Genomic DNA, 23359 nt, shown 5'->3' with positions numbered 1-23359 from the left:
GTTTTTCGGCGCGACTGCCGGCGCTTTGCCGTGAGAAGGCGGCCGGCAGGCAGGGCGCAGCGGCCGCCTCAGCCGTGCGCGGACAAAATCAGCCAGCCGCCGCAGCCTGCCGCGACCGCGCCATAGACGGCATAGACGGGCATCTTGAAGCGCGCGAGGCACAGCCAGGCGAGCGCGCCCGTCGCCCAGTACATTGGCTCGGCGGGCGTTTTCACGATGAGGCGCGCGGACGCAATCGCGAGAAACGCCGTGGTGGCGGCGCGCAGCATGCGCATGCCGTTTGCGAAGCGCGGGTGGCATTTCAGGCGCTCGACGTGCCGGCGCGCGAGCACGACCAGACAGCCCGACGGCACGAAGAGCGCGATGGTCGACAGCAGCGCGCCGCGCCAGCCGTCTTCGAGATAACCGAGAAACGGCACGACGTTCAACAGCGGCCCCGGCGACACTGGCGACAGCGTGAACGCGAGCATGAAATCCTGCTCGGAGATACCCGTCGCGCCCGTGACGAACAGCGATTTCAGCACCGGCAACGCGGAGAAGCCGCCGCCGAAGAGCATCATGCCGGCGCCCGCGAGTCGCGGCCAGAGCAGCGGTATTTGATATCGGATGGGCAGTGGTAGTGCGAAGAGGGCGATCAGGATCGCGAACAGGATCAGAAGCCGCCATTCGCGCGCGGGCAGCGCAAGCCGCATCGGCTCGCTGCGCCACCGGCCGGTGGCAAGCCAGCCGGTGGCGAACGCCGCGGCGAGAATGGCGACGAATGCCGCAGGGCGATGCGCGAGCGCGAGCAGCACGGTCGCGAGCGCGGCCATGCTGCGCTCGAGCGGCGCATGCACGAGCGTGCGAACTTGCCTGAACCAGGTGAGCCCGATCAGCGCGGCGAGCACCATGCCGAAGTGATGAAGCAGCACAGGCGACGCAAGGGAGCGGACGAACGGCGTGCGGTAGAAAATCGCGAATAGCGTCATCGCTGCGAAGAACGGCAGCACGCTCGCCGCGCCGGCGGCCCATGCGCCGGCAGGGCCGCGCAGCACATGGCCGACCTGAATCGCGACATTGCAGCCGACGGGGCCGGGCATCATCCAAGCAAGCGAGACGAGATCCGCGAACGATGCCGCATCGATGCGCCGCTGCCGCTCGACGTAATGCCGTTCGAGCTGGGCCATCATCGCCAAACCGCCCCAGGACACGGCGGACACGCCGGCGACGGTCCTGAACAGCGCCCACAGCGGCTCCTGCTCGCCGCGTAAGGCGGCGTTGAGGTTTGTCATTGGCATGATGATGTGCGGATGGAACGTGCACGCCCGGCCTGGCATGCATCGAAACTTGGCTGTCATTGTGCCACCGGGACGCCGCTTTTTTCGGATTTTTGAGGATTGCGAAAATTGATGGCGAATAGGGCAGCGGGGGCCCGGTTGCGTGGCCAATCGCCGCGCAGCGCGGCCCATCGTTTGTTTAGTTTTTGTCGGCCGATTGTTTAGCGATGCTTGCCATTTCCGCGCTTGCGTCGTGCGGCGTCGTGCGGCCGCAGACGCCGAAGCGCGCGAGCAGGGCGGCGATGCCGTCCGCGGGCACGGGGCGCGAGAACAGGAAGCCTTGCGCTTCGATCTGGCCGAGCGCGGCGAGCCAGGCGACCTGCTCTTGCGTCTCGGTGCCTTCGACAACCACCGTGAGCCCGAGCGCACGTGCCAGATGCACGATCGACGACACCATGACGCAGACGTTGCGGTCGGTCGGCACCGCCTGGATGAACGAGCGGTCGACCTTCAGCGTATCGACCGAGAAGCGTTGCAGATACGACAGCGACGAATAGCCGGTGCCGAAATCGTCGAGCGCGATGCGAATGCCGAGCTTTTTCAGCGCGGCGATTTTTTCCGACACCAGTTCCGGATATTCCATCATCGCGGTCTCGGTGATCTCGATTTCCAGGCGGCGCGCTTCGATGCCCGTTTGCGCGAGCGCGTGCGCGATCGTCTCGATCAGGTCGCCGCGCCAGAACTGGACGGGCGAGATGTTGACGGCAAGCGTCAGCGTATCGAGGCCCTCGTCGCGCCAGCGCGCGAGTTGCTCACATGCGCTCTGGATCACGAAATCGCCGATCGGCACGATCAGCCCGGTTGATTCGGCAATCGAAATAAATTCGTTCGCCGAAATCACGCCGTGTTCGGGATGATCCCAGCGCACGAGCGCTTCGAAGCCGGTAATACAGCGTTGCGCGAGATCGATCTTCGGCTGATACGCAAGGAAGAGTTGCTCATCCGACAACGCGATGCGCAATTGTTGCTCCCATCGCATCAAATGATCGGCGCGATGCGACAGATGCGGCGCATAGAACTGATAGCAGTTCTTGCCCGCGTCCTTCGCGCTGTACATCGCGAGGTCGGCCTTTTTCAGCAGGTCGATTTCGCTTTCGTTCGCCACCGAATGCAGCGCGATGCCGATGCTTGCGTGCAGTACGAACGTGCTGCCGCGCACGTCGAACGGCGCGGAGAACATCTGGATGATCGCCGCGGCGAGGCGCTCGGCGCGCCGCTCGACATGGTCGCCCTTGACCACGACGACGAACTCGTCGCCGCCGATGCGCGCGAGCGCGCCCTCGTTGCCGACCGCGTCGGATAGCCGCGCGGCCGTCATTTGCAGCACGATATCGCCGGCATTGTGGCCGAGCGTATCGTTGACGGTTTTGAAGTTGTCGAGATCGATGAACAGGAGCGCAAGCCGCGACAGGCTCGAGGCCTGCGCGACGTCGTTGCGCAACCCGCGCAGCGTTGCATAGCGGTTCGCGAGGCCGGTGAGCAGATCGTATTCGGCCAGTTGCGTCATTTCGCGCTCGCGGCCGAGCAGCTTGCCGATCAAGCCGGTCGCCACGCCGAAGAACGACAGCATCGCGAGCGTGATGAAGCTCGTCATCAGCAGATAGATGTTGCGCGTGTGGCGGTAGTCGGCGAATTCCTCGGCCTGCGACAGCCCCACCAGCACGCCGAGCGGATAGCCGTCGAGATGGCGATACGACACGATCCGCGCGATGCCGTCGATCGGATCGACATAGGCGCCCGACGCGCGCTCCGGCGGCGAATACACGCCCGAGGCCGTGAACGCGCCGAGCGCCCGCTTGTTGGCGCCGGTGCGGCGCGCCAGTACGGCGCCGGTGTCCGAGACCACGGCGATCACGCCTTCCTTGCCGATTGCCGCGTTGTTATAGAAGTCGCTCGTGAAGTAGTTCGGATCCTCGGACACGACGACGATTCCCGCGAACGTGCCGTCGGGGTGGTTTAGACGCCGCGTCATTTGCAGCGTCCAGCGGCCGGACACGCGGCCGAGCACCGGGCGGCTGATGTAGAGCTGATCGTCGTTGCGTTGCGCGTGAAATTTGAAGTGCTCGCGATCGGACAGGTCGATGGGTTTGGGGTGCGCGTCGGCCGTACTCGAGATGAGCTTTCCGTGCGCGTCGATCAGCGACACCTGGATCAGCGTATCGCTCGGCACCACGCCTTTCTCGACCGTGTTCGCGAGATTGAAGTGCGCGGGCGATTTCTCGAACTCGTATTTGACGAAGCGGGTGATCTGGTCGACCTGATGGATCGCCTTGACCGTGTGCTGCTCGAGCGCGGCCGACAGGATCGCGGCCGACGCGGTGGCTTCGCGATAGGCGCCGTCTTTCTCGACGGACAGGCGCGCGACGATCACGACCCACAGCAGCACGAGCGCGAGCGTGCCGAGCAACGGAATCGCAAACAGCGCGCGGCGGCGCGACATGCGCTGCACGCGTACCGGTCTCCCGGTACGGGAGGCATGGGACCGAAACGGACTCATCGGACGGAAGGTGTCCTTTCGCGCATGGTCGATTCGACGGAATGACGGGATGAACGGTCAAAATTGAGATGACCGATGAGGTCCGATATTACTGAATGACCGTGCTGGAATTTATCCCGGGCAAGCTATCGCTAGCCGCCGGCGCGCGAAGCGCTCGGCACGGCGGTGCCGGCAAGCCCGTGCCGGCGGCGCGCCAAGGCGCGGAAACGGTCGGTGTCGCGCACGCCGCCGGCGTTTCAGCGCAAGCGGATGCGGCCGTCGATGACCGTCACGCTCGCGCCGCCGATCCAGATCTTGCCGGCGTCGTATTCGACGCCGATACGGCCGTCTCGTCCGATACCGGTGCCTTGGCGGGCCGTGTAGCGCGAGCCGGGCGGCCGCCCCGCATCGGCGAGCAGGCCGGCGATCGCCGCGTTCGCGCTGCCGGTGACGGGATCTTCGCTCGCGCCGAATGCGTCGTCGAGCATCAAGCAGCGCACCTCGAACGTCGCCGGGCCGCCCGCCGGATGCGGCCCATATACCGCGACGCCGTGCGTGTCCATCGCGGCGGCGAGCGGCGCGAGCGCCGCGTAATCGGGGGCGAGCGTCAAGCAGTCGGCCGCCGATGCGAGCCGCACGACGAGCCATGGCGCGCCGTTGTCGACCGCCTGCGGCGGCATGCCGGCGTAATCGATCGACTCGGTGCGCAATGCGGCCGCGAGCGCCGGATAGTCGCGCTCGGGCAGCGGCGTGACGCGCGCGGGCGGTGCGGCGAATGCCCAGCAGCCGTCGCGCTCGGCCAGCTCGACGAGCCCCGCGCCGCATTGCTGGACGAGCTTGCCGGGTGTTTTCGGCTGCCCGCCGGCTTCGAGGAACGCATGCGCGGTGCCGAGCGTCGGATGGCCGGCGAACGGCAGCTCGCCGCCCGGCGTGAAGATCCGCACCCGGTAGTCGGCGCCGGGATCGGTCGGCGCGACGATGAAGGTGGTCTCGGACAGGTGGGTCCAATGCGCGATCGCGCGCATGGCCGCGTCGTCGAGCGCATCGGCGTCGAACACGACGGCGAGCGGATTGCCCTTGAACGGTGTCGACGTGAACACATCGACCTGCTTGAAGCGCACCGTCGCGATGGCGCCCGGTGCGACGGTGCGCGCGGCCATCGCGTTATGCGTCGCCGGCGACTTCGGCGATCAGTTCGATCTCGACGCACGCGCCAAGTGGGATCTGCGCGACGCCGAACGCCGAGCGCGCATGCTTGCCGGCGTCGCCGAACACCTCGGCGATCAGCTCGGACGCGCCGTTCGTGACCAGATGCTGTTCGGTGAATTCGAGCGTCGAATTCACGAGGCTCATCAGCTTGACGATCCGCTTCACGCGGTTCAGATCGCCCGTGTGCGCGTGCAGCGTGGCGAGCAGGTCGATCGCGACCGCGCGCGCGGCGGCCTTGCCGTCTTCCGTGCTCAGGTCATGACCGAGCTTGCCGGCCCACACCTTGCCGTCCTTTTTCGCGATGTGGCCGGACAGATACACCGTGTTGCCGCTTTGCGCGCTCATCACATAGGCGGCGGCCGGCGCGCCGGCGGCGGGCAGTTCGATTCCGAGTTCCTTCAGTTTGTCGTAGACGTTCGCCATGGCGTTGCTGTCCTTTCTGTCAATCGTAACAATGTGAATGGCTGAGTGAAGCCGTCCGCCGGTTGCATGAAGCCGGCGGACGGCGGCCTGTCACAGGCGTTCGCGCAGCAGCTTGCCGAGCCGCGCGACGCCTTCTTCGATCCGCTCGGGCGGCACCGTGACGAACGACAGCCGCAGCGTGTTCTGCTGCGCGTCGTTCGCGAAAAACGGCGCGCCCGGCACGAAGGCGACATGATTGGCCACCGCGGCGTCGAGCAGCTGCATGCTGTCGATCCGCGCGGGCAATTTCACCCAGATGAACATCCCGCCTTCCGGACGGTTCCAGCTCACGCCTGGCGGCATATGCCGCGCGAGCGACGCGAGCATCGCGTCGCACTGCGCGGCGTAAAGCTGGCGGATGGCCGGGATGTGCGTGTCGAGGAAGCCATCCTTGATCACTTCGTATGCGATGCGCTGCGTGAGCGACGGCGTATGCAGGTCCGTCGCCTGCTTGGCCTGCACGAGCTTGAAGTGCAGCTCCTCGGGCGCAATGATATAGCCGATCCGCAAACCCGGCGCGAGCACCTTCGAGAACGTGCCGAGATGGACGATATGCTCGGGCGCCATCGACAGCATCGTCGGCAGCGGCTCGCCCGCGTAATTGAGCGCGCCGTAGGGATCGTCCTCGAGCACCGGAAACGGGCTTGTCTGCGCGAGCGCGGCGAGCGCGCGGCGGCGCTCGACGGGAAGACGCCGGCCGGTCGGGTTCTGGAAGTTCGGCTGCGCGTACAGAAGACGCGCGCCGCGGGTCAGCTCGGGTGTCAGCGCGTCGGGCAGCAGGCCGGCGTCGTCGGTCGGCACCTGCACGTAGTGCGGCTCGTACAGCGAGAACGATTGCAGCGCGCCGAGATAGGTCGGCGTCTCGACGAGCACGCGGCAGCCCGGATCGACGAGCGCCTTGCCGAGCAGATCGAGCGCCTGTTGCGAGCCCGTCGTGACGAGCACTTGCGTCGTGCGCACGCGGTAGCGCTCGGCGATCCATTCGCGCAGCGGCAGAAAGCCCTCGGTCGCGCTGTATTGCAGCGCGGCGCCGGGAGCGTCGCGCAGCACGCGATCGGCGGCCTCGCGCATGCGTTCGGCCGGGAACGTCGCGGGCGCGGGCAGACCGCCCGCGAACGAGATTACTTCGGGGCGCTCGGTCACTTTCAGGATTTCGCGGATCGCCGAGCTGGTGAGCTTGCGCGCGCGTTCGGACAGGGTCCAGCGAGGCGGCTTGAGATCGCTCGAATTCATGTGTCTCCTCGTTCGGTATCGTAGTGAATGGGATGCAAGGAAGCGATTATCGCTCGCCGGATCAGCCCGCGCGAGCCGGCAGCGGTGCGGTGGTGATCGTGGTGCGACGGCCGAGCATGACGGTGGCGATCACGGCGGCGGCGAACAGCCACGTCGACGGCGCGACGGTCTCGCCGAAACAGAGCGCCGAAAACGCGATCGTGAAGAAGATTTGCAGCAGTTGCACTTGCCCCACGCGCGCGGTGCCGCCCATCGCGAGCGCCGCGTACCACGCGAAGAAGCCGATGAGCTGCGAGAACAGCGTCACGTAGCCGAACGCGAACCACACGCGCGGCGATATGGGCTGCGGATGCGCGACGTGGTGCGTCCACGCGAGCCAGCCGACGGGCAGCACGAGAAACGGCGCGGACACGACGAGCGCCCAGCAGATCACCTGCCAGCCGCCCATCTCGCGCGCGAGCCGCGCGCCTTGCGCGTAACCGAGCGCGCCGAAGCCCACCGCGCCGAGCATCAGCAGATCGCCCGCTTGGAACGTGCCGCCGCCGTCGCGCAGCGCGAATGCGACGACGATCGCGCTGCCCGCGAGCGCGCATGCCCAGAATGCTTTCGACGCCCGCTCGTGCGACAGCCACGCCGCATACACCGCGACGAAGAGCGGCTGCAGTCCGCCGACGACCGCACCGTGCGATGCGGGCACGGTTTTCATCGCCCAGGCGGAAAGCACCGGGAACGCGATGATCACGCCCGCCGCCGTGATGCCCAGGCTTTTGAGCTGCGCGCGGGTGGGCAGGGCTTCGCGGCGCAGCGCGAGCAGCAGCGCCGCCGGCACGGCGGCGACAAGTGCGCGGCCCAGGCCGTTCAGAAGCGGGTGGAGTTCGGTGACGGCGATGCGCGTCATCGGCAACGTGAGACTGAAGATCATCACGCCGATGAGGCCGAGCAGCATACCGCGGGTTTCGCGTGAATCCATCGAGGCGGGTCCTTATGGAGGGCGGGTTGCGGGGCGGTGCGCGTCAGCGCAGCGTGCGCATGCCTGCCGGGGTTTCGAATTCGGCAACGAGCGCGGGCGTGTCGCCCGCGTCGATATCGATCAGATGCTCGGCGCGCAGCCACGCGAGCTGCTCGCGCAGCACGTGCGCGCGAGGGTGCGCGCCGTTGAGCTTCCTCAACGCGACGCCGCCGTGCGGCAGCGTATCGGACGGATGGCGCGCGTCTTGCCATTGGATCAGCGACGGCAGCACGCCGTCGCCCGCGTGTTGCCACGCGGGCAGCGCGCCGTCGTCGGGAACCGTCAGCTGCCAGTGGAAATCGCCGCGCGACATCGGCACGACGCGCGCGATGCGCGCAGGATATTGCCGCTGCCACCGGCCCAGCTCGCATGGCCGCTCGACGCGCACCACCCAGTGCGCGAGATACGGGCCATGCTCGCGCCGCGCGCGGGTGGCCGGATCGTCGAGACCGAAGAGCCGGGGCCGCGGCTGTTCGCCGGCAGCGGGCGGCGGCGCGTCGGGATCGGGCGCGATCACCTCCAGATACGCGCCGCCCCACAAGCCGAACAGACGGTTGTGCGTGCGCATCGACGCATGCGCGCCGCCGCCGGCGGGCTCGATGCCGAGCGTGTCGGCGACATATCGGGTGCCTTCGTCGAGTGTGCGCGCCGCGACGACGAGATGATCGAGTGTCAGGGGATGAGCAGCCATGAATTGAAACGAAATCGGAAAAACGGAATCGGTTTGGCGGATGCCGGTTGGAACATGCGCGCGGCCTAGGCATGCGGTTTGGCGGATGGCGCGTGCGCCAGGCGCGTTGCGCGCGGCGCCGCGATCTTGCCGATTCGCCGTGCCGTGCTTGGCTCGCGTCTTCCGGGTGTCTTTGGGGCGAGCGTGCCGCCGGCCGCGCATACCATCGACCCGACACACTGTAATCGTGCTGACCGGCACAGTAACGGTACAATCGATGCAATAATTTTCTGTACAGTTCGAGGTTGGAGATCCGCGATGTCCACCGTCCCGCTTGAGCAGATCCCGGCGCCGCACGATACCGCGACGCTCACGCTCGTCGACCAGCTCGTTCAATGGGCGCGCCGCCGGATCGATGAGCGCGTGTTCCGGCCCGGCATGCGCATGCCGTCGATCCGCAAGCTCGCGCTCGACAAGAGCGTATCGCGCTTCACGGTCGTCGAGGCTTACGAGCGGCTCGTCGCGCAGGGCTATCTCGATTCGCGCCGTGGGTCGGGCTTTTACGTGCGCGAGCGCGCGGCCGGGCCGCCTGCCGTCGCGCTGACGGGTGGCGCGGATGCGCCGCCCGCGCATAACACGATCGATGTCGTCTGGCTGCTGCGCAACATGCTGCATACGGTCAGCCCGGAAAAGGGGCCGGGGCTGGGCTATCTGCCCAGCCGCTGGCTCGACGGCGAGCTGATCGGGGGCGCGTTGCGCGCGCTCGGCCGGCAGGCCGGCGCGCAGATGCTCGGCTTCGGCTCCGCGCAGGGTTTTTTGCCGCTGCGCCAGCAATTGCAGACGCGGCTTGCCGAAATCGAGATCGGCGCGACGCCCGAGCAGATCGTGCTCGTGTCCGGCATTACGCAGGCGATCGATCTGATCGCGCGTCAGTATGTCGGCGCCGGCGATGCGGTGATCGTCGGCGATCCGGCGTGGTTCCAAATGTTCGGCCGTTTCGCGTCGCAGGGCGCGCAGCTCGTCGGGATGCCGTATACCCCCGACGGCCCCGATCTCGACGCGCTCGAGCACCTCGTGCAGCTTTGGCGCCCGAAAATGCTCGTGATCAATTCCGTGCTGCAGAACCCGACGGGCACGTCGCTGTCGGCCGCGCAGGCGTTCCGGATCCTCAAGCTCGCGGAAACCTATGATTTTCTCGTCGTCGAGGACGACGTTTATGGCGATCTATGCGCGCCGAACTATCCGGCCACGCGCCTGGCGAGCCTCGATCAGCTGAAGCGCGTGATTTTCCTGGGCAGCTACTCGAAGACGCTCGCGCCGAATCTGCGGGTCGGCTATATCGCGTGCGCGCCGGAGCGTGCGACGGTGCTGACCGATCAGAAGATGCTGGCCGGGCTGACCACGCCCGAGCTGAACGAGCGCGTGCTGTACAAGGTGCTCACCGAAGGGCATTACCGCCGCCACGTCGAACGGCTGCGCGCGCGACTCGACGGCGTGCGCGACAAGACCGCCCGAATGATCGAGCGCGCCGGCATGCGGCTGTTCGCGACGCCGGCGGCCGGCATGTTCCTGTGGGCCGACACGGGCGTCGATTCCGACGCGCTCGCGGCGGCCGCGCACGAGGCGGGCTTCCTGCTGACGCCGGGCAGCCTTTTTTCGCCGAAGCAGTCGCCGTCGACATGGACGCGCTTCAATGTGGCCAATTGCGGCGATCCGGCGCTGCCCGCGTTCCTGTCGCGTTATCTGGACAACGTGGGGCGCCGCATGCCGTGAGACTGCGTGCGCGCCTCTTGAAATTCGCGCGAACGCCCTTATCTGCGCTCGCGGTCGAGCGACGCGGGCCGCCGCGCGCCGGCCCCGATGGGGTCGTAAATCGAAAACGTCGCGTCGAGGGCGGCCAAGCCTGACCGGCCGTGCCCATGTAGACCGTGTCCATCCTGACGCAATCAACAGGTAAACCAAGATGACTCAGCAAACCATGAGCTTTCAGGCGGAGGTCAAGCAACTCCTCCACCTGATGATCCACTCGCTTTACAGCAACAAGGAAATTTTCCTGCGCGAACTCGTGTCGAACGCGTCCGACGCCGCTGACAAGCTCCGTTTCGAGGCTCTGGAAAACAACGCGTTGTACGAGAACGATCCGAACCTGCGTATCCGCATCGCATTCGACAAAGCCGCGCGGACGATCACGATCGACGACAACGGCATCGGCATGAGCCGCGACGAGGCGATCGCGAACCTCGGCACGATTGCGCGCTCGGGTACGAAGGAATTCTTCTCGAAGCTCTCCGGCGACCAGCAGAAGGATGCCGCGCTGATCGGCCAGTTCGGCGTGGGCTTCTACTCCGGCTTCATCGTCGCGGACAAGATCACCGTCGAGACCCGCCGCGCGGGGCTGCCCGCGGCGGACGGCGTGCGCTGGGAAAGCGCGGGCGAGGGCGACTTCTCGATCGACACGATCGAGCGCGCCGCGCGCGGCACGACGATCACGCTGCATTTGCGCGACGGCGAGGACGAGCTGCTGTCGGCCTACCGGCTGAAGTCGATCGTGCAGAAATACTCGGATCACGTCGCGCTGCCGATCCTGATGAAGAAGGAAGAGTGGGATCAGGAAAAGGGCGAGATGGTCCAGAAGGACGAAGACGAGACCGTCAATCAAGCCAGCGCGCTGTGGACCCGCGCGAAAAGCGACATCACCGACGAGCAGTATCAGCAGTTTTACCAACACCTCGCGCACGACCATCAGGACCCGCTCGCGTGGACGCACAACCGCGTCGAGGGCCGCAGCGAGTACACGCAACTGCTGTACGTGCCGTCGCATGCGCCGTTCGATCTGTGGAACCGCGATTATCGCGGCGGCCTGAAGCTGTACGTGAAGCGCGTGTTCATCATGGACGACGCCGAGCAATTGTTGCCGCAATATCTGCGTTTCGTGAAAGGCGTTGTCGATTCGTCCGATCTGCCGCTCAACGTGTCGCGCGAAATCCTGCAGGAAAGCCGCGACGTGAAGGCGATCCGCGAAGGCGTGACCAAGCGTGCGCTGTCGATGCTCGAGGAACTCGCGAATGCGCAGGACGACGCCGGTCGGGAAAAGTACCGCACGTTCTGGCGCGAGTTCGGCCAGGTGCTCAAGGAGGGCGTGGGCGAAGATCACGCGAACCGCGAGCGGGTCGCGAAGCTGCTGCGTTTCACGTCGACGCACGGCGACACCGACGAGCAAAACGTGTCGCTCGCCGATTACGTCGCGCGCATGAAGCCCGAGCAGACCAAGATTTATTACGTGACGGCCGATACGTGGCAGGCCGCGAAGAACAGCCCGCATCTCGAAGTGTTCCGCAAGAAGGGCGTCGAGGTGCTGCTGCTGACCGACCGTGTCGACGAGTGGATGCTGTCGTTCCTGCACGAGTTCGACGGCAAGCCGCTCGCGAGCGTGGCGCGCGGCGATCTCGATCTCGGCGCGCTGAACGACGAAGAGAAGAAGGCCCAGGAGCAGACCGGCGAGGCGTTCAAGCCCGTCGTCGACAAGATCAAGGAAACGCTTGGCGACAAGGTCAAGGACGTGCGCGTCACGTTTCGCCTGACCGATTCGCCGTCGTGCCTCGTCGCCGACGACAACGACATGAGCGGCTATCTGCAACGGATGCTGAAGGCCGCCGGCCAGAAAGCGCCGACCTTCCAGCCGATCCTCGAAGTGAATCCCGAGCATCCGCTCGTCAAGGCGCTGAAGACCGATGCGGCCGATTTCGGCGACTGGTGCCACCTGCTGTTCGAGCAGGCGATGCTTGCCGAGGGCGGCGCGCTCGAGGACCCGGCGAGCTTCGTCAAGCGGACCAACGCACTGCTGTTGTCGCGCGCGCTCTGATGGCGCGAGTGCGGTTCGATGCGGCCGACGCGCACTGGCGCGAGACGCCGCGCGCCGGCGCGTCGGCCGCTCAGAAGGATTGGCTCACGCGCGGCGGGTCGCTGACCGCCCATCTCGCGCGGCTCGGCGACGTGACGGTGCGCGTGACGCGCGAGGCTGTCTCGACGCCGTGGGCCGACGAGCATGCCGCGCTCGCGTGCGCGGCGCGCGCGCCCGTTTGGGTGCGCGAGGTCGTGCTCGCGGTCGATGGCGTGCCGTTCGTCGCCGCGCACAGCATCGCGCCGCTTGCCGCGAGCAAAGGCGTTTGGCAGGCGATCCGCCGGTTGCGCACGCGGCCGCTCGCTGAGTTGCTGTACAGCGATTCCGACGTGACGCGCTCGCCGCTCGTGAGCCGGCGCGTGATCGCCCGGCATCCGCTGTTCGCACTGTCGGTGCGCGCGCTCGCGGGCGCCGGCGAAGGCGCGACGGGAACGGCCTCGGAAATCGGCGCCGAGGCCGCGACGGCGACGGCGACAATTTTCGCCGTGGATGCCGCGGCACGGGCGGCCGCCGAGATCGCCGCCGTGCCGCACGCGTTCGCCGCGCGCCGCTCGGTATTCGAGCGGCATGGCGCGCCGCTGATGGTGACGGAGTGCCTGCTGCCCGCGTTGTGGCGGCATCTGGACGCGCACGGCGAGCGGCGTGCGCGCGGCGCGAAGGTGAATTGATGCTGCGCGGCTTTCCTCCAGTCGTGTCTGCCGATACGCATACGCTGATTCTCGGCAGCTTTCCCGGCGAGGCGTCGCTTGCCGCCACGCAGTATTACGCGCATCCGCGCAATCAGTTCTGGCGTTTGCTCGGCGCGGTGCTCGGCGAGCCGGGGCTGCACGATTTACCGTATGAAGCGCGCCTCGCGCGCGTGCTGGCGCACGGTTTCGGCATCTGGGACGTGCTTGCCGCATGCCATCGCGAGGGCAGTCTCGACGCGGCGATCCGCAATGCGCAGCCGAACGATTTCGACGCGCTGCGCGAAGTGGCGCCCAAGCTCGCGAAGGTCTGCTTCAACGGCAAGACGGCCGGGCGCTTCGAACCGGTGATCGCCGCGGCCGGCTACGACACGCTCGTTCTGCCGTCGTCAAGCCCGGCGAATGCGATGTTGTCGTTCGAGCAGAAACTGGCGGTTTGGCGGGGAATCGCCGGCTGAGCGGTTGTTCCGGCGCGTTGCCCGCTGCGCGATGCGCTTGCGCGGGGAGCGGCAACAGTGCGGCTGGCGCGCAAATAGGCGTGGCTCGAACAGCATTCGATATAAATAAATCGGCATTAGCGGAGTGGTGCTGAAATATTCACGAAAATCTATCTCCCGGAACAACGTGATTCGCGAATGCGTGCCGCTCGGTGGCGGTGTTCGTCATTTCACTGCGCTGCACTATGGTCGAAATTGGTGAATGTCGATTCGATTAATTTAAATAGATATCTTTGTTATCGCCGATTTTGATGTATTTTAAAAATCGGCTGTGTCTGATTTTCATTTTCAAGAGGTGGATTGTTTGCGGCCATAATTCAGGGATTTATGGCTTATCTGAAATCGAGCGTGTGATTATTATTGCGCGATGTAATTCAGGGGAATTATATGTCGACGGCAGTCAATATTTATAGTCCGAGTGAGCAACTTTTTCTTTCGGTTCAAAACGATGGTGTAAGTGGTTTTTTGCCCATTTTCAGTGCTCAGGCATCGATATGGTGGATCGACAACTTTCCTGCCAGTGCCAATGATATAGGGCCAGGTTTTATTTCGATCATACGTTTTCTCGACAGTGTCAGCGGTCGATCGTTCAACCTGTTCGCCGATGTCGGTCTGTTGCAAACAATAGGCAGCGCACCGCTTGGCTTGTCCGAATCGAGCGCGGTTGTTTTCCGCATTGGGGGGATCGCCATCGACGCAAACCGCCCCATTCGGCTGAATGGAGTCGATGATGTGTCGATCGGCGCTGATACGGTTAACACTAGCCCATCGCCGATTAACCCATCGCCGCTTCTCATCAAGACAGAAAGCATTGCGCCTTGGGTCGTCTCATACGCGTCGCTTTGACGGTTGGGGCGTTTGCCGTTCACGCGTCGACGCGGTTCATGGCGGCTGAGATCTTGGTCGGATCTCAGCCGCCATCGGAATTTCATCGTATCGATATCGTCCGATGTCCGGCATGTGCGCATGCGGGCGAACAGCTTTCCACCTTATCTCCTTCGTTAGCCGACAGCGGGACGGGCGACAGCGGCCATCGCCACCGGCGCTGTCATCCCGATCGTCGCGCAAACGATGCCGCAACGATCCGGCAAGCCAGCGCATCGACCAAACCTCGCAGTGCGGGTGCCGGCGAATGCTATGCTCTCGGTCCCGTCGTTTGATTAGACATCGCGCGTCGAGCGCGATATTTCTCCATGACCCGATTGATCAAGCGCGCATCTGCCGAGGCGCGCGCGTTTAAGCGCAACCGGCCGTCGTCGTATGACGGCACTGAAAAATTCCGCCAGCCTCGGGCCGTGCGCAATCGCGCCGAACCCGACGGCGATGCGCGCGACGTTCCCGTTCTCGATGCGCCGCGCAAGCCGCGCTTTGCGCCCGTGACGTTTTCCGAAGAGCGGGGCGTGCGTTATCTGCACTTCGGCACCGAATGGGTGCAGGGCGCGATGCGACTGTCCAAGCCATATCACATCGAGCTGGAATACGCGCAGCAGATGATGGCATGGCTGCTGTTCCTCCAGACGCCCGAGCGGATTGTGCAACTCGGCCTCGGCACCGGCGCGCTGACGAAGTTTGCACACCGTTTCCTGCCGGACGCGTGCGTCGACGCGGTCGAATTGAATCCGGCGGTGATCGTCGCCGCGCGCTCGATGTTCGAGCTTCCGCCCGACGACGCGCGCCTCACGGTTCACGAAGCGGATGCATGGGATTTCGTCAACGATCCTAAGAATCGCGGGACGATCGGTGCGTTGCAGATCGATTTGTACGACGCCACCGCGCGCGGCCCGGTGCTCGACAGCGTCGCGTTTTATCGCGCGGTGCGCGCCTGTCTTGCCGATGCGGGGATCGCGACGATCAACCTGTTCGGCGATCACCCGAGCTTCGTGCGCAATATCAAGCATCTGAACGCCGCGTTCGATGCACGTGTGATCGCGCTGCCCGAAGTGCATGACGGCAACCGGATCGCTCTTGCGTTTTCCGGGCCGCCGCTGCGGGTGTCGTTCGCGCAATTGTCGGCGCGCGCGAAGCTGATCGAGACCGAACTGCGGATGCCCGCCCGCACGTGGGTGAAAGCATTGAAAGCATCGGTCGGCGAACGCGCCGAGTTCTTCGAAATCTGATTGCTCGACGCTCGACGCTCGACGCTCGACGCTCGACGCTCGACGCTCGACGCCCGACGCCCGACGCCCGACGCCTGACGCCTGACGCCTGACGCCCGACGTCGGGCATCAGGCGTCGAGTGTCGCCTACCAGGACGGAGCCACCCCACACCCGTCCTGACCATCGGGCGGTCGACATCCGGACGACGCTTCCCTTCATCGTCCCGATAGCAGGCCGCCGCGCTTCAATCCGCGTCACGCACGCGCCGGACGGGGCACGCCGGCTCCGGGTTCGCCCTCGTATGACGGGGCACGGCCGACTTCTATACTCACTGACGCCAGGGAAGCCGCGGCCGATCTGTCCACGCGCGCCGGGACGGCTGTTGCCGAACGCTTGCCGCCGCGTTCCCCTTCGCGCCGCCGTACCCTTCAGTTCAGAACACGTCGACAACCGCGAATGAAGAGGAGACGTCATGGCTTACGATGCCGACGCGAGTCCGGCCGCGAACCGCGCTGCCAAACGCTGGCTCTGGTTGCTCGTCCTGCCGCTCGTCGCGATGGTCTGGGTGCCGTCGTACAACCGTGTCGAGCCGCAATGGCTCGGCTTTCCATTCTTCTACTGGTATCAGTTGCTTTGGGTGTTCATTAGCGCGGTGATCACCGCGTTCGTTTATACGAAGACGAAGCATTGCTGGACGAGCGGCCCGCGGAGGAACGGTCAATGAATCTGACTGCGACGTTTGTCTTCGTGCTGCTGTTCGTCGGCGTGACGATCATGGGCTTTCTCGCCGCGCACTGGCGGCGCGGCGATCTTGCACATCTCGACGAATGGGGGCTCGGCGGCCGCCGTTTCGGCACGATCGTCACGTGGTTTCTGCTCGGCGGCGATCTCTACACCGCATACACGTTCGTCGCGGTGCCCGCGCTGGTGTTCGGCGCCGGCGCAACGGGCTTCTTCGCGCTGCCGTATACGATCCTCATCTATCCGTTTGCGTTTGTCGTGTTTCCGAAGCTTTGGAGTATCGCGAAGCGTCACGGCTACGTGACGGCCGCCGATTTCGTCGGCGCGCGCTACGGCAGCCGCTCGCTCGCGCTCGCCATCGCGGTGACGGGCATCGTCGCGACGATGCCGTACATCGCGCTGCAACTCGTCGGCATCGAAGTCGTGATCGGCGGCCTGGGCTTCGATACGAAGGGTTTCGTCGGCGATTTGCCGCTCATCATCGCGTTCGCGATTCTGGCCGCGTACACGTATACGTCCGGGCTGCGCGCGCCCGCGATGATCGCGATCGTCAAGGACATTCTGATCTACCTGACGATCGCGGCGGCGGTCGTCGTGATCCCGGCGAAGCTCGGCGGCTTTTCGCAAATCTTCGGCTCGGTGCCGCCGGCGAAGCTGCTGCTGAAGGCGCCGGATGCATCGAGCCTGAACGGTTACAGTGCGTATGCGACGCTCGCGGTCGGCTCGGCGCTCGCGCTGTTCCTGTATCCGCATTCGGTGACGGCGATCCTGTCGTCTTCGTCGGGTAACACCATCCGCCGCAACATGGCGATGCTGCCGGCGTATTCGTTCGTGCTCGGCTTGCTCGCGCTGCTGGGCTACATGGCGCTCGCCTCCGGCGTGAAGGACATGCCGCAGTTCGCGCCGTACTTCAACGCGTATGGCGCGAATTTCGCGGTGCCCGCGCTATTCCTGCATTTCTTCCCGTCATGGTTCGTCGGCGTCGCGTTCGCCGCGATCGGGATCGGCGCGCTCGTGCCGGCCGCGATCATGTCGATCGCGGCGGCGAACTTGTATACGCGCAACATTCATCGCGAGTTCATCAATCGCAACATGTCGCACGATCAGGAGACGCACGTTGCAAAGCTCGTATCGCTGATCGTCAAGGTTGGCGCGATCGCGTTCATTCTCGGGCTGCCGCTGACTTATGCGATTCAACTCCAGTTGCTCGGCGGGATTTGGATCATCCAGACGCTGCCCGCCATCGTGCTCGGCCTCTATACCCGCATGCTCGACTATCGGGGGCTGCTCGCGGGATGGGCTGCCGGGCTTGCCTGCGGCACGTGGATGGCGGTTTCGCTGAAGCTCGCCGGTTCGATCTTCACGCTCCATCTGTTCGGCTATGCGATTCCCGGCTATGCGGCGGTGTGGGCGCTCGTCGTGAATCTCGTCGTGTCGGTTGCCGCGAGCGTGCTCGTGCGCGCGCTCGGTGGCGCGCACGCGGAAGACCGCACGCGGCCGGAAGATTATCTCGACGTCGTCGAGGGTTGAGCGCGGCCGTCTCCAACGAAAACGCCCGCGGCGCATCGCGCGCCGCGGGCGTCGTGCATGCCGCCGCGCTCGGGTCGATCATGCACGTTTCGGCTTCCGAAGCGTTTGCGCTTACTTCTTCATGTTCGGATCTTCGACGTTGATCATCCAATGCACGCCGAAGGGGTCGCGTACCATGCCGAAGCCGAGTGCCCAGAAGGTTTTCTCGAACGGCATCGTGACCGTGCCGCCACGGGCGAGCGCGTCGAACAGCTTCTTGCCTTCGTCGACGCTCGCCGCGCTGATCGATAGCGAGTAGCCTTCGTGCGCCTGCTCGTTGCCCGATTCGCATCCGCCGTCCGAACCCATCAGCGTCGTTTCGCCGATCTGGAAGCTCGCATGCATGACCTTGTCGGCCATCTCAGGCGGAATCGGCCGCTCGGGATTGGGCGGCGCTTCGCTGAAGCGGGTCAGGAACGTCACTTTTGCGCCGAGGGCGTCGCCGTAGAATTTGAGCGCTTCGTCACAGCGCCCGCCGAAATGCAGATACGTTTGCACTTGCATTGCCTTCTCCTTATCTCTTCGACCGGGAACAGGGCATCATGCGCCCGTGCCGACGATTGTAGTGCGCCAGAATGACGATAGCAGGAATAATCGGCCGGATCGCAACGGATGTCGGGAAATCGACAGAAAGAAACGAAAGAAAGCAGAGCCGGCGGCAGTTGATTCGCATCCCAAAAAAAAGCGGGCGCCGATAGGGCGCCCGCCGGTATCGCTCGTTCGAGCGCCGTGCGCGTCAGTGCAACGCTTCGATCATCTTTTCGAGCTTTACCGCGTCGGCCGAGAACAGACGGATGCCTTCGGCAAGCTTTTCGGTGGCCATCGCGTCATCGTTCAATTGGAAGCGGAACGACGGCTCGTCGATCGCGACGCGCTCGAGCGCCGCATCCTTCGCCGCTTCCGGCGACAGCTTGCGCGTGACCGTCTCGGTGCTGTCCTGAAGCTTTTGCAGCAACTCGGGGCTGATCGTCAGCAGATCGCTGCCGGCAAGCTCGGTGATCTGGCTGGTCGTGCGGAAGCTCGCGCCCATTACCTCGGTCGGATAACCGAAGTGTTTGTAGTACGCATAGATCCGGCGCACCGACTGCACGCCCGGATCGTTCGCGCCGCCATTCTTTGCTTCGTCCCAATCGGCGCCCGCCTGCTTCTTGTACCAATCGTAGATCCGGCCGACGAACGGCGAGATGAGCTGCGCGCCGGCGTGCGCGCAGGCCGCCGCTTGCACGAGCGAGAACAGCAGCGTCATGTTGCAGCGGATGCCTTCCTTTTGCAGCACCTCGGCCGCGCGGATGCCTTCCCATGTCGAGGCGAGCTTGATCAGCACGCGCTCGCGGCCGATGCCGGCTGCTTCGTACAACTTGATGAGTTCGCGGCCCTTGTCGATCGAGCGCTGCACGTCGAACGACAGGCGCGCGTCGACCTCGGTCGATACGCGCCCCGGAATCAGCTTCAGGATTTCGGTGCCGAACGCGATCAGCAGGCGATCGATGATGAAGTCGGTCGGCTGGCCCGCGTGATCGCGGACGGTTTTCTCGAGAATCGGCCTGTATGCGTCTTTTTGCACGGCCTTGAGGATCAGCGACGGATTCGTCGTCGCGTCCTGCGGCTGGTACTGGGCAAGTTGCTGGAAGTCGCCCGTATCGGCGACGACGGTCGTGTACTGCTTGAGCTGGTCGAGTGCGGTAGTCATGTCGAGTCTTGAGCGTGGCGCGGCGCGCCGGATGCGGTGAACGAGGGCCGGGCCGTGGGGCGCGCGGCGGTTGCGCAAGGCGGCGCGCGCTGCGGCGCGCACTGCCGGGATTTGCTATTTTAGGCGCGAATCGGGGAGCCGGTACCGAACCGTGTGTTTTATGCGGGCCGGCGCGCGTTCAGAATCGTCTGGGTCAGCACGCCCGCGACGAGCCCCCAGAATGCCGGGCCGATCGACAGCAGCGTGAAGCCCGAGGCGCTCACCATGAACGTGACGAGTGCGGCTTCGCGCTGGCGGGCGTCGTGCATGGCGTTGGCGAGGCCGCTGGCGATCGAGCCGAACAGCGCGAGCGCCGCGACCGATACGACGAGCGCCTTCGGCAGCGCGGCAAAAAGGGCCGCGATCGTCGCGCCGAATATGCCGGCGACGAGGTAGAACGCGCCGCACCAGACGGCCGCCGTGTAGCGCTTCGCGCGATCCTCGTGCGCTTCGGGGCCGGTGCAGATCGCGGCCGTGATCGCAGCAAGATTGATGCCGTGCGAGCCGAACGGCGCAAGCGCGAGCGACGCGACGCCCGTCGTCATGACGAGCGGCGACGATGGCGTCGCGTAGCCGTCCGCGCGCAGCACCGCGATGCCCGGCACGTTCTGCGAGGCCATCGCGACGACGAACAGCGGGATGCCGATGCTGACGATTGCCGATAGCGAGAACGACGGCATCGTGAACACCGGGCGCGCGAGCGCGACATGGAAACGGCTGAAATCGACGAGGCCGAGCGCGAGCGCAAGCGCGACGCCCGCGACGAGCGTCGCGACGATCGCATAGCGCGGCGCCGCGCGCTTGATGATCAGGTACGTGAAGAACATCGCGAGCACGAGCGCGGTTTGGAACTGCGCGGCGCGAAAGATCTCGATGCCGATTTCGAACAGGATGCCGGCGAGCAGCGCGGCGGCGATGCCCGACGGAATCTTGCGTATCAGCGTATCGAACAGGCCGCTCGCGCCGATGGCGGTGAGCAGCAGCGCACAGACGACGAACGCGCCGATCGCCTCCGGATACGCGACGCCCGGCAGCGAGGCGACCAGCAGCGCCGCGCCGGGCGTCGACCACGCGACGACCACCGGTGCGCGAAAGCGCAGCGACAAGCCGATCGTCGTCACCGCCATCCCGATCGACAGCGCCCAGATCCACGACGAGATCTGCGCATCGGTCAGATGCGCGGCGCGGCCGGCCTGGAACATCAAGACGAGTGAACTCGTATAGCCGGTCATCATCGCGACGAAGCCGGCGACGAGCGCGGACGCGGACGTATCGGAGAAGAAGCTCGGCCGCGGGATCGCGGGCGGCAGATTCGGAGCGGACGGAGGAAGGCTCATCGGCGGGGCAGTGCGTTGAAAGCGGGACAGTGACAGTGCGGGCAATGCATGGTGCAGGGTTGGCAGTGGCGAGACGGTGATTCGGACGCGGAAACGGTTGAGGCGGCGGCGCCGTCGCGCGCGGCATGCGCCAACCGCGGCGGGCCGGTGCGCCGGCTACTTGCTGAGCGCGCGCATCGCGGTCTCCAGGCCCGCGAGCGTGAGCGGATACATCCGGTCGCCGAGCACGTCCCGGATGATCGCGATCGACTGCCGGTATTCCCACAGCCGCTGCGGCTCGGGATTGAGCCACGCGTGGTGCGGGAACTGGTCGGCGAGCCGGCGCAGCCACACCGCGCCTGCTTCCGCGTTGTTGTACTCGACCGAGCCGCCCGGTTGCAGGACCTCGTATGGGCTCATCGTCGCGTCGCCGACGAAAATCAGCTTGTAGTCGGGCGTGAACTTGTGCAGCACGTCCCAGGTCGGCGTGCGCTCCGCGTGGCGGCGGCGGTTGTTCTTCCACAGATGGTCGTACACGCAGTTGTGGAAGTAGTAGAACTCGAGATGCTTGAATTCGGCCTTCGCGGCGGAGAAGAGCTCCTCGGTGCGCTTGATGTGGTCGTCCATCGAGCCGCCGACGTCGAGCAGCATCAGCACCTTCACGTTGTTGTGGCGTTCGGGCACCATCCGCAGGTCGAGCCAGCCGGCGTTCGCGGCGGTGCTGCGAATCGTGCCGGGCAGATCGAGTTCCTCGGCCGCGCCTTCGCGCGCGAAGCGGCGCAGCCGCCGCAGCGCAACCTTGATGTTGCGCGTGCCGATCTCCACCGAATCGTCGTAGTCGCGGTACGCGCGCGCTTCCCACACCTTGACGGCGGTCCGGTTGCCGTTCGACGGCCCGCCGATCCGGATGCCTTCCGGATTGTAGCCGCCGTGTCCGAACGGCGACGTGCCGCCCGTGCCGATCCACCGGTTGCCGCCTTCGTGGCGCGCTTTCTGCTCGTCGAGCAGTTGCTTCAGGCGTTCCATCAGCTTGTCGAGCCCGCCGAGCGCCTGAATCTGCGCTTTTTCCTCGGGCGTGAGTTCGCGCTGCAGGCGCTTTTCGAGCCAATCGAGCGGAATCTCGAACGCGTCGGCGGGCAGCGCGGATACGCCATGAAAATACGCGCCGAACGCGCGGTCGAACTTGTCGAAATACTGCTCGTCCTTCACGAGCGTCATGCGCGCGAGATAGTAGAACGCATCGAGCGACGGCTCGATCACCTGCGCCTTCAGCGCCTCGACGAGCGTCAGGTATTCCTTGACGGACACCGGCAGCTTGGCCGCGCGCAGCGAGTAAAAGAAATCGATCAGCATGAGCAGGCCCTCGCGAATGCGGAACAATGGATCGAGCGGCTCATCGTCGGCGTCTCCTCGCGGGCCCGGGTTGGGCTCAGCGGTTGTGGCGGTTCATCTGGACGAGCCGCTCGAACAGGCTCAGATCCTGCTCATTCTTCAGCAGCGCGCCCGCGAGCGGCGGCACGATCTGCTTCTGATCCTTCGAGCGCAGCGCGTCGGGCGGAATGTCTTCCGCGAGCAGCAGCTTCAGCCAATCGAGCAGCTCGGACGTCGACGGCTTTTTCTTCAGCCCCGACACGCCGCGCAGCTCGAAGAAGCTTTCGAGCGCCGCGCGCAGCAGCGTCTGCTTGATGCCGGGGTGGTGGACCTCGACGATCTTCTGCATCGTCGAAGGGTCGGGGAACTGGATGTAGTGGAAGAAGCAGCGTCGCAAAAACGCGTCGGGCAGCTCCTTCTCGTTGTTCGACGTGATGATCACGAGCGGCCGGTGTCTCGCGCGCACCGTCTCGCGGGTTTCGTAGACGTGGAACTCCATCCGGTCGAGTTCGCGCAGCAGGTCGTTCGGGAATTCGATGTCGGCCTTGTCGATCTCGTCGATCAGCAGCACCGTCGGCTGGTCGGCCTCGAACGCCTGCCAAAGCACGCCCTTGACGATGTAGTTCGAGATGTCCTTCACGCGCGCGTCGCCGAGCTGCGAGTCGCGCAGCCGCGATACCGCGTCGTATTCGTAGAGCCCTTGCTGCGCTTTCGTCGTCGATTTGATGTGCCATTGCAGCAACGGCATGCCGAGCGCCGTGGCGACTTCCTCGGCGAGCATGGTCTTGCCCGTGCCGGGCTCGCCCTTGATGAGCAGCGGGCGTTGCAGGGTCAGGGCGGCGTTGACGGCGAGTTTGAGATCGTCGGTCGCGACGTATTGCGAGGAACCTTCGAAACGCATGGCGGCGAGCTTCCGGCAAGAAAAATGGCAGTATAAGTCAGAAGCGCGGCCGCTCGCCGGGCCGGCCAGGGGCCGTGCCAAACGGGGTCGCGGCCCGCGTGGTGGACGCATGGCCCGGCGACGCGGTACAATCCCCCGGTTTTTTTGGCCTGCGTGGCAGCCTTATCAGCATAAAA

Annotated in this window: 19 protein-coding genes and 1 pseudogene; 8 read left to right on the top strand and 12 right to left on the bottom strand. The window is 65.4% G+C overall.

What is annotated here, in order from left to right; genetic code table 11:
- Positions 1 to 68 precede the first annotated feature (68 nt).
- The 7 genes from AQ611_RS13505 to AQ611_RS13475 all read right to left on the bottom strand — a co-directional run bounded on the left by AQ611_RS13505 (position 69) and on the right by AQ611_RS13475 (position 8396).
- Positions 69 to 1271 (bottom strand): chromate transporter, encoded by a 1203-nt coding sequence (locus tag AQ611_RS13505; RefSeq protein ID WP_374755064.1) that lies wholly within the window; start codon positions 1269 to 1271, stop codon positions 69 to 71.
- Between the two features lie 184 nt (positions 1272 to 1455).
- Positions 1456 to 3813, bottom strand: a complete 2358-nt coding sequence (locus tag AQ611_RS13500; protein ID WP_069234810.1) for a bifunctional diguanylate cyclase/phosphodiesterase — start codon at positions 3811 to 3813, stop codon at positions 1456 to 1458.
- A gap of 236 nt (positions 3814 to 4049) precedes the next feature.
- Positions 4050 to 4952: a PhzF family phenazine biosynthesis protein gene (locus tag AQ611_RS13495; protein ID WP_069234809.1), complete on the bottom strand. Its 903-nt coding sequence runs from the start codon at positions 4950 to 4952 to the stop codon at positions 4050 to 4052.
- Between the two features lie 4 nt (positions 4953 to 4956).
- Positions 4957 to 5424: a RidA family protein gene (locus AQ611_RS13490; protein ID WP_059512981.1), complete on the bottom strand. Its 468-nt coding sequence runs from the start codon at positions 5422 to 5424 to the stop codon at positions 4957 to 4959.
- A gap of 90 nt (positions 5425 to 5514) precedes the next feature.
- The gene (locus tag AQ611_RS13485; protein WP_059512983.1) at positions 5515 to 6696 is read right to left on the bottom strand and encodes an aminotransferase-like domain-containing protein; all 1182 of its coding nucleotides are present in this window, start codon (positions 6694 to 6696) and stop codon (positions 5515 to 5517) included.
- A gap of 61 nt (positions 6697 to 6757) precedes the next feature.
- Positions 6758 to 7666: a DMT family transporter gene (locus tag AQ611_RS13480; RefSeq protein WP_059512985.1), complete on the bottom strand. Its 909-nt coding sequence runs from the start codon at positions 7664 to 7666 to the stop codon at positions 6758 to 6760.
- Between the two features lie 43 nt (positions 7667 to 7709).
- The gene (locus AQ611_RS13475; RefSeq protein WP_069235301.1) at positions 7710 to 8396 is read right to left on the bottom strand and encodes a VOC family protein; all 687 of its coding nucleotides are present in this window, start codon (positions 8394 to 8396) and stop codon (positions 7710 to 7712) included.
- 297 nt (positions 8397 to 8693) lie between these two features.
- Here AQ611_RS13475 and AQ611_RS13470 point away from each other — a divergent pair, with 297 nt between their 5' ends.
- From AQ611_RS13470 to mctP, 8 genes and pseudogenes are all read left to right on the top strand, one after another.
- Positions 8694 to 10148, top strand: coding sequence for an aminotransferase-like domain-containing protein (locus AQ611_RS13470; protein ID WP_069234808.1), 1455 nt, complete (start codon positions 8694 to 8696; stop codon positions 10146 to 10148).
- 190 nt (positions 10149 to 10338) lie between these two features.
- Positions 10339 to 12237 (top strand): molecular chaperone HtpG, encoded by a 1899-nt coding sequence (gene htpG / locus AQ611_RS13465; RefSeq protein ID WP_069234807.1) that lies wholly within the window; start codon positions 10339 to 10341, stop codon positions 12235 to 12237.
- Positions 12237 to 12689, top strand: a pseudogene (locus AQ611_RS26665) (chorismate--pyruvate lyase family protein); the annotation flags it as partial. The gene htpG and the pseudogene AQ611_RS26665, both read left to right, overlap by 1 nt.
- A 254-nt stretch (positions 12690 to 12943) precedes the next feature.
- Complete coding sequence (locus AQ611_RS13455; RefSeq protein WP_059512992.1) at positions 12944 to 13420, top strand: DNA-deoxyinosine glycosylase; 477 nt, start codon at positions 12944 to 12946, stop codon at positions 13418 to 13420.
- 426 nt (positions 13421 to 13846) lie between these two features.
- Complete coding sequence (locus AQ611_RS25570) at positions 13847 to 14305, top strand: hypothetical protein (RefSeq protein ID WP_125910309.1); 459 nt, start codon at positions 13847 to 13849, stop codon at positions 14303 to 14305.
- Between the two features lie 347 nt (positions 14306 to 14652).
- The gene (locus tag AQ611_RS13450; RefSeq protein ID WP_069234805.1) at positions 14653 to 15576 is read left to right on the top strand and encodes a class I SAM-dependent methyltransferase; all 924 of its coding nucleotides are present in this window, start codon (positions 14653 to 14655) and stop codon (positions 15574 to 15576) included.
- A 452-nt stretch (positions 15577 to 16028) separates the two neighbouring features.
- A complete protein-coding gene (locus AQ611_RS13445; RefSeq protein ID WP_069234804.1) occupies positions 16029 to 16280 on the top strand; it encodes a DUF3311 domain-containing protein in 252 nt (83 codons plus the stop codon).
- A complete protein-coding gene (gene mctP / locus AQ611_RS13440) occupies positions 16277 to 17827 on the top strand; it encodes a monocarboxylate uptake permease MctP (protein WP_069234803.1) in 1551 nt (516 codons plus the stop codon). The genes AQ611_RS13445 and mctP overlap by 4 nt, the downstream gene beginning before the upstream one ends.
- A 111-nt stretch (positions 17828 to 17938) precedes the next feature.
- Here the strand turns inward: mctP and AQ611_RS13435 are convergent, their stop codons facing one another.
- The 5 genes from AQ611_RS13435 to AQ611_RS13415 all read right to left on the bottom strand — a co-directional run bounded on the left by AQ611_RS13435 (position 17939) and on the right by AQ611_RS13415 (position 23183).
- Complete coding sequence (locus AQ611_RS13435) at positions 17939 to 18370, bottom strand: VOC family protein (protein WP_059513000.1); 432 nt, start codon at positions 18368 to 18370, stop codon at positions 17939 to 17941.
- Between the two features lie 232 nt (positions 18371 to 18602).
- Positions 18603 to 19556, bottom strand: coding sequence for a transaldolase (gene tal / locus AQ611_RS13430; RefSeq protein ID WP_059513002.1), 954 nt, complete (start codon positions 19554 to 19556; stop codon positions 18603 to 18605).
- Between the two features lie 158 nt (positions 19557 to 19714).
- On the bottom strand, positions 19715 to 20932 hold the full coding sequence (locus tag AQ611_RS13425; RefSeq protein WP_069234802.1) for a benzoate/H(+) symporter BenE family transporter: 1218 nt from the start codon (positions 20930 to 20932) through the stop codon (positions 19715 to 19717).
- A gap of 156 nt (positions 20933 to 21088) precedes the next feature.
- Positions 21089 to 22264, bottom strand: coding sequence for a vWA domain-containing protein (locus AQ611_RS13420; RefSeq protein ID WP_059513006.1), 1176 nt, complete (start codon positions 22262 to 22264; stop codon positions 21089 to 21091).
- A gap of 76 nt (positions 22265 to 22340) precedes the next feature.
- Positions 22341 to 23183, bottom strand: a complete 843-nt coding sequence (locus AQ611_RS13415) for an AAA family ATPase (RefSeq protein ID WP_069234801.1) — start codon at positions 23181 to 23183, stop codon at positions 22341 to 22343.
- Positions 23184 to 23359: the final 176 nt, after the last annotated feature.

The sequence above is a fragment of the Burkholderia singularis genome (assembly GCF_001718875.1).
GTDB classification, from domain to species: Bacteria; Pseudomonadota; Gammaproteobacteria; order Burkholderiales; family Burkholderiaceae; genus Burkholderia; species Burkholderia singularis.
This window is presented reverse-complemented; position numbering and strand designations above follow the sequence as displayed.